General features: G+C 26.0%; 7 protein-coding genes and 1 rRNA gene. 6 read left to right on the top strand and 2 right to left on the bottom strand.

What is annotated here, in order from left to right; translation table 11 throughout:
• Positions 1-280 (top strand): hypothetical protein (locus BUA77_RS14040; protein WP_159428995.1); only part of this gene is annotated, 280 nt, incomplete at its 5' end.
• 45 nt (positions 281-325) lie between these two features.
• Here BUA77_RS14040 and BUA77_RS12415 read toward each other — a convergent pair.
• Positions 326-496, bottom strand: coding sequence for an aspartyl-phosphate phosphatase Spo0E family protein (locus tag BUA77_RS12415; protein WP_159428994.1), 171 nt, complete (start codon positions 494-496; stop codon positions 326-328).
• A 142-nt stretch (positions 497-638) separates the two neighbouring features.
• Between BUA77_RS12415 and BUA77_RS12410 the strand changes: the two genes are divergently transcribed.
• From BUA77_RS12410 to BUA77_RS12400, 3 genes are read left to right on the top strand one after another with little or no spacing between them, the layout of a single operon-like run.
• Positions 639-1256: a metallophosphoesterase gene (locus BUA77_RS12410; protein WP_072890749.1), complete on the top strand. Its 618-nt coding sequence runs from the start codon at positions 639-641 to the stop codon at positions 1254-1256.
• 10 nt (positions 1257-1266) lie between these two features.
• Positions 1267-2274 carry a hypothetical protein gene (locus tag BUA77_RS12405; RefSeq protein ID WP_072890746.1) on the top strand — a complete coding sequence of 336 codons (1008 nt, stop codon included), beginning with the start codon at positions 1267-1269 and terminating at the stop codon, positions 2272-2274.
• Positions 2275-2322: 48 nt separating this feature from the next.
• Positions 2323-2844 carry a peptidylprolyl isomerase gene (locus BUA77_RS12400; protein WP_072890743.1) on the top strand — a complete coding sequence of 174 codons (522 nt, stop codon included), beginning with the start codon at positions 2323-2325 and terminating at the stop codon, positions 2842-2844.
• A 190-nt stretch (positions 2845-3034) separates the two neighbouring features.
• Here the strand turns inward: BUA77_RS12400 and BUA77_RS12395 are convergent, their stop codons facing one another.
• Entirely contained in the window at positions 3035-4630 is a 1596-nt protein-coding gene (locus BUA77_RS12395) for a putative manganese-dependent inorganic diphosphatase (RefSeq protein WP_072890740.1), read from the bottom strand.
• 76 nt (positions 4631-4706) lie between these two features.
• Between BUA77_RS12395 and BUA77_RS12390 the strand changes: the two genes are divergently transcribed.
• Both BUA77_RS12390 and BUA77_RS12385 read left to right on the top strand, forming a co-directional pair.
• Complete coding sequence (locus tag BUA77_RS12390; protein ID WP_084605777.1) at positions 4707-5291, top strand: DUF4230 domain-containing protein; 585 nt, start codon at positions 4707-4709, stop codon at positions 5289-5291.
• A 727-nt stretch (positions 5292-6018) separates the two neighbouring features.
• Positions 6019-6116: ribosomal RNA gene (locus BUA77_RS12385) — 16S ribosomal RNA — on the top strand; the annotation flags it as partial.

The following is a 6116-nucleotide window of genomic DNA, read 5'->3' as shown; positions in this document are numbered from 1 at the left end:
ATACCCGATAATGAAAGATTTAGAGAAAGAGAACTTCCTAGATATGGGAGAGGACGAGGAAGCGTATCCCTTTGGGATAGAAACAGACGAGAAGACTTACAGATATCAATGTTTGGAGTGTAGATTTGAAGAAGATGTACCTAGGTTTATTATTGATGAATTTATTGAAGATGACTTTTTTGCTTCTGGTTGTGATATTGAGAATTTTGAAGTAAAAATGCCTATACTTATATGTCCAAAATGTAATGGTGAATTAGTTTCAAAAAATACAGATGAGTAGCTCTGCTACTCATCTGAGAGTATCACGAAGTGATATTTTGTTCTGCTATATTTCATCATCTTTTTTTAAGTATATATATTCATTTATTAAAACATCTAGTTCTTGGCTTAACTTTAAAACTTCCCCATTAGTTTTAATAATATTTTTATCATTTAACATCATATTTAATCTTTTTCTAGTATTTTCGATTTGTCTTTTGAGTATATGTAGTCTCATATAACTCATCTCCCTTTTTAAATAAAATATACCATAAAAAATTATTATTAAACATTTAATAATTTGAGATTTCGAAATATTTTAAATTATTCTTGGATAAAGTATAATAAAAAATAAATATATAACTAAAGAGGATGATTATATGGAAAATTTTAAAATTACATTATATAGAGCTATTGGTTTTGTATATATACCCAAATGCTTAAAAGATAGAAAAGGAGAAGTAATTTTACATATATCAGACACACCATATAGTTTTTTTTATCCTTTAAAAAAGGTTATAAAAAAATTAAAACCAGATTATATTATTCATACAGGAGATTTGGTTGACAATATAAAACTTGAATTTTGTCATTATTCTTTATATACATATACAAAAAGATTAAGAATATTAGTAGATATACTTGAAAATTCAAAAGCTAAGAAAATATATGTATGTGTGGGAAATCACGACGAAAAAGAAACTATAAAGAAACTGTCTAAAAGAATTCATATAGTAGAGAAAAGTAAAAATATAAAAATAAAAAATTTAAACTTAAGAATAAGTCACTACTCTGATGAAATAATTAAAAATCCTTTAGAATATAATTTATTTGGTCACGATCTCAGCATAAAAAATAAAATAGATAAAGAAAGAGTATATTTAAATGGGATAGAAAGTATTAATATTATAGATGTTGACAATGGAGAAGTAACAAATCTTCCTTATCCTTTTGGATTAGATGATGAAAGACTTGGAAAAGGAAAAGTAGGTTTATAGGGGGGATACAATGTTTTCTATAATTAGAAGAGGGCCTAAATCTTTAATAATTGAAAGTAAAAACATAGATAAGCTAAAAGAGTATTTTGTAAATGAGTTAAAGGCAATTAAAGAAGCAAGCTTAACTACAGCTTTTCAAGAAGCTGGCGAAGAATATACTATTATATTTTTAGTAGAAAAAGTTAAAGAGGTAGTAAAGTGCAGTGAATGTATTGATACTTTAATAATAAAAGAAGATCCTGATATTATTTTGTGTAAAGTATTAAATAATAAAATAAAAGAGGATATAACTTTTTCAAGAATTGCTCCTAGAATTATTTTTATGAGAATTTTTGGAGATATTGATAAAATACTAGTAAAAGTAAAAGAAGATTATAAAGCTGTAGAAGGAAATATTATTGATTTACTTGATAATTATAATGATAAAGGAACTATACTTGCATTTACTGAGAAACCTTTAAATAAAATTATGTATTTAGAAGATATACACGAAAAATCTTTATTTATAGAAGAAAAATATTCAGATATATTTAAGAAATTAAGAATACATGCATTAAAATATTTAAATGCGGGACTTGATAATAGAGACTGGTATGAAATAGAAATTAAAATATATGATAGATATGGTGCATATAAATTACATTACGAAAGGCTTTTGAAAATATTAGAAGGACTAGAATTAGGATTCATACTAGGGGAGTCATGGACAAAAGATTATCCAAGATTGTTTATGGCTGTTGGAGTATATAGAGTTAGATTTTTTACATTTTATAATCCTAAATATATAAAGAAGATACTTGTAGGGTCAGAATTTTTAGAAGATGGAATGAGAATAGTAGATTATGATTTATATTACAATAGAAAGAAAATCAATTGGACAGATATTGTAGAAGATAACTTAAGGTCTAAAAATCTTTTAGGAGAAAAATATAGAAAAGAAATATTTAGCAAATTAGAAGAAAAAGAAATAAATGAAATATTAAATTTAGAATGCGAAATAATTAAAACTAGAGATTAAAAATTTGATATAATTATTAAGAATACATAAGAAGGAGTGAATATAAAAATGCAAAAAAATCCAATAGTTACTATTGAAATGGAAAATGGAAATATTATAAAAGTTGAGCTTTATCCACATATAGCTCCTAATACGGTTAGAAACTTTGTATCTTTAGTACAAAAGGGATATTATGATGGGGTTACTTTTCATAGAGTAATACCAGGATTTATGATTCAAGGGGGATGCCCTCAAGGTACTGGTATGGGAGGACCTGGATATTCTATAAAAGGTGAATTTACTATGAATGGTCACACAAATAATTTGAAGCATGAAAGAGGAGTAATCTCCATGGCTAGAACTATGGATCCTAATTCTGCTGGTTCTCAATTTTTTATAATGGTTGCAAAATCTCCACATCTTGATGGACAATATGCATCTTTTGGTAGAGTCACAGAAGGAATGGAAGAAGTAGATAGAATAGTTAATGTAGATAGAGATTATAGTGATAAACCATTTGAAGATCAAAAAATGAAAAAAGTTACAGTTGAAACTTTTGGAACTGAATATGAAGAAGCAGAAAAAATGTAGGATATTTTCTACTTCAGGCTATATAAAACCCACGATTTTTTAAATCGTGGGTTTTATATATTAAGAGATATAAATTAATCTAAAATTCTTGCTGGAAATGCTAGATAAAAGGTTGATAACTGTAAGCTTTCAAAAATTCTAGAGAAATAAAAATACCAGTCATTATAAAATGTGACTGGTATTTTTGTTATTATTTAGCTATCTTTATAGCCTCAGTTAATTTTGGAACTAATTGTTTCTTTCTAGAAACAGCTCCATCAACGAAAACTCCTTGATTAGCTTCTATATTAAATGCAGTAGAAATTAGTTTATCTTTAGCTTTATACAATAAATAAGATCCTTCTTTTAATATATCAGTTATAGCAAGAAGACATATATCATATTTTGTATTATTTATATAATCTAAGAACTCATCTTTCTTATTAAATATTGAATCTATATCTAAAGTGAATACTTGGCCTATACCTGTTTTTAATCCTTCAAGATTAAATTCTTTAAAGTCCATATTAACTATTTCTTCTATGCTATATCCTTCAAGAGATGTACCTGATTTGAACATTTCCATAGCATATTTTTCTAAATCTAAATTTAATATTTTATTAAGCTCTACTACAGCTTTTTTGTCTATATCTGTAGTAGTTGGAGATTTAAATAAAAGAGTATCTGATATTATACCTGATAAAAGTAATCCTGCAATTTCATAAGGTATTTCTATATTGTTTTCTTTAAACATATTATAAACTATAGTGCAGGTACTTCCAACAGTCATATTTCTAAAGTTTATAGGTATAGAAGTTGATATACCACCAATTTTATGATGGTCTATAATTTCAAGTATTTCAGCTTGATCTAAACCATCTACACTTTGAGCTGATTCGTTGTGATCAACTAATATAACCTTTTTCTTATTAGAATCTAAAAGGTGTTTTCTTCCTATAAAACCTAAGAATACATTGTCTTTATTTACAACAGGATAATATCTAAAATTAGTACTTGATATATCCTCTTTTATATCATCTATGTATTCACATTCTTCAAATTTCAAAATATCAGATTTCATTATAGATGATACAAAGCTAGTTTGATTGATTAACTTAGAAGTTGTATAAGTATCAGAAGGAACACAAATCATAGATACGTTATTTTCTTTAGCTAAATTTAAATATTTTTCTGGAATTTCATTTCCACCAGTTATAATAATTAATTGAACTTTTGAATCAATAGCATGTTCTATAATATCGTATCTATCTCCGACAATTATAATATCTTTTTCAGATAATGTACCTGCAATAGTTTTATAATAAAAAGCTATTATAGACAATTTACCATTTACAATATCATGACAATTTACAAGAACTTTACCTTCTAAATCAGATGCTATATTTGAAAGAGAAGTTTTTATATGATTAACATCACCTCTTATAAGCTGCATAGCTATATCTTTCATAGTAATTATACCTAATAATTTTTTGTTTTCATCTATTATAGGTAATGTTCTTAAATGACTATCTTCCATTAGTTTATAAGCGTGTAAAATAGAAGAATCAGCACTAATTCCTTCTATTTTGTCATAATTTAAGTCTTTAACTTGAGTTTTGACATTTTCTATCAAAGTAGGGTATGATAATTTAAAGTAGTCAAGTACAAATTTAGCCTCTTTTCTTATATTTCCTAATACGCATGGTTTAGTATCAAAACCTAACTTATTCTTAAGATAAGAAGTGGCTATTGCTGAAGTTACTGAATCAGTATCTGGATTTTTATGACCGAATACTAAAGTTGACATTGGCAATTACTCCTTTCGACATTTTACGTTTATATTAAATCTTCAAAATATTATTATATCAAAAGGAGATGGTATATTGATAGAAAAAACAAATAAAAATAAAATTCTGACAATTTTATTTTTAATGTTTATATCTTTTACTATACTTTTAAATATTAATATTACAAATAATAAACAGAAAGATTCAACTGTAATATTAGATAGAATATCTAAAATAAAAGAGCTTGCCACAACAAAATATTATTACAGTAATATAATAGCTTTTAAAGAAAATAAAAAAATACAGGATATAAAAATACCTTTTACTCAAAAATCTTTTTTAATAAAGTATGAAGGAACTATAAAAGCTGGTGTTGATATAGAAAATATTGAAATACTTGAAAATAAAAAAGAAAAAATAAAAATAAAATTAAGTAAACCTAAAATATTAAATCATAATATAGATGAAAAAAATATATACATATATGATGAAAAAAACTCTTTATTTAATAAATTGAGTATAAAAGATGTATTCAATGAAATATCAAAGGAAAAAGAAAATATTGAAAAGAAATTAATTGAAGATGGATTTTTGGAAGAAGCAAGTAAAAATACAAAATTACTTCTAGAAAACATATTAAGAGATTTAGGTTATAAAAATATAGAAATTGTGTTTGAATAATAATTTTTAAAAACTTATGTATAAATTATTTAGTAAATGGTTATTATAATAGTGTCGGGTATATAATGGTTGAGCGAAGATTTATATGTGCTATTTAATAGTGGTATATATAGGTCGACCAAAGATTATATAGTGGTTATTAATATGGCTGTTATATAGTCGGAGGGAAGATTTTATATGGTTAGGAAAGGTTTTATTATAGTCGAATTTTTGAGATTTGATTATAATAAGATCCCAACTTATCATATAGGGTCGAGCTAAGATTATCCATAGTGCCGCAGGTTATATAATTAAGTCGAGGGATTATATAATTAATGGTTATATACGGCCGAAAGGTTGTATATAGCTGTACAGGTATTATGCATAGTCGAACGAACCATCAATATGGGTGGTGAACTGCTTGATTATGGTCGAAAGATTATGGTTAGGTATTAAGCTATCTATATTGGTGTAAGGTAAATCATTATGTGCTCGACTTTAATTATTTGTTGCATTAATTTTGAGATTCTATATTAAACTTTGTAAGAAAAATATAAAAAAAGTGTTGACGTAATTAAATGAAGGTGATATATTATTACTTGTCCTCGACAAGAGGAAAAAACAAATTGAACTTTGAAAATTAAACAGTAGGTCATAATGAATCACACCACGTGATTCTGGATATAAAACATGAAGCCAAGTTTGAGCAACGGAAATCTTTGATTTCGTTGGCGATATAAACGAAGTTTATTTTGAGAGTTTGATCCTGGCTCAGGATGAACGCTGGCGGCGTGCCTAACACATGCAAGTCGAGCGAGGAGATAAGAGCTTGCTCTTTGATTCTAG

Source organism: Tepidibacter formicigenes DSM 15518, assembly GCF_900142235.1.
Classification (GTDB): Bacteria; Bacillota; Clostridia; order Peptostreptococcales; family Peptostreptococcaceae; genus Tepidibacter; species Tepidibacter formicigenes.
Note: the sequence above shows the minus strand (reverse complement) of the source record. Positions and strands in the feature narration are given on the sequence as shown.

Bases quoted from the DNA above. Each gene is read 5' to 3' on its own strand.
- BUA77_RS12395 (WP_072890740.1), bottom strand. From the start codon at position 4,630: ATGTCAACTTTAGTATTCGGTCATAAAAATCCAGATACTGATTCAGTA.
- BUA77_RS12410 (WP_072890749.1), top strand. From the start codon at position 639: ATGGAAAATTTTAAAATTACATTATATAGAGCTATTGGTTTTGTATAT.
- BUA77_RS12400 (WP_072890743.1), top strand. From the start codon at position 2,323: ATGCAAAAAAATCCAATAGTTACTATTGAAATGGAAAATGGAAATATT.
- BUA77_RS12415 (WP_159428994.1), bottom strand. From the start codon at position 496: ATGAGACTACATATACTCAAAAGACAAATCGAAAATACTAGAAAAAGA.
- BUA77_RS12405 (WP_072890746.1), top strand. From the start codon at position 1,267: ATGTTTTCTATAATTAGAAGAGGGCCTAAATCTTTAATAATTGAAAGT.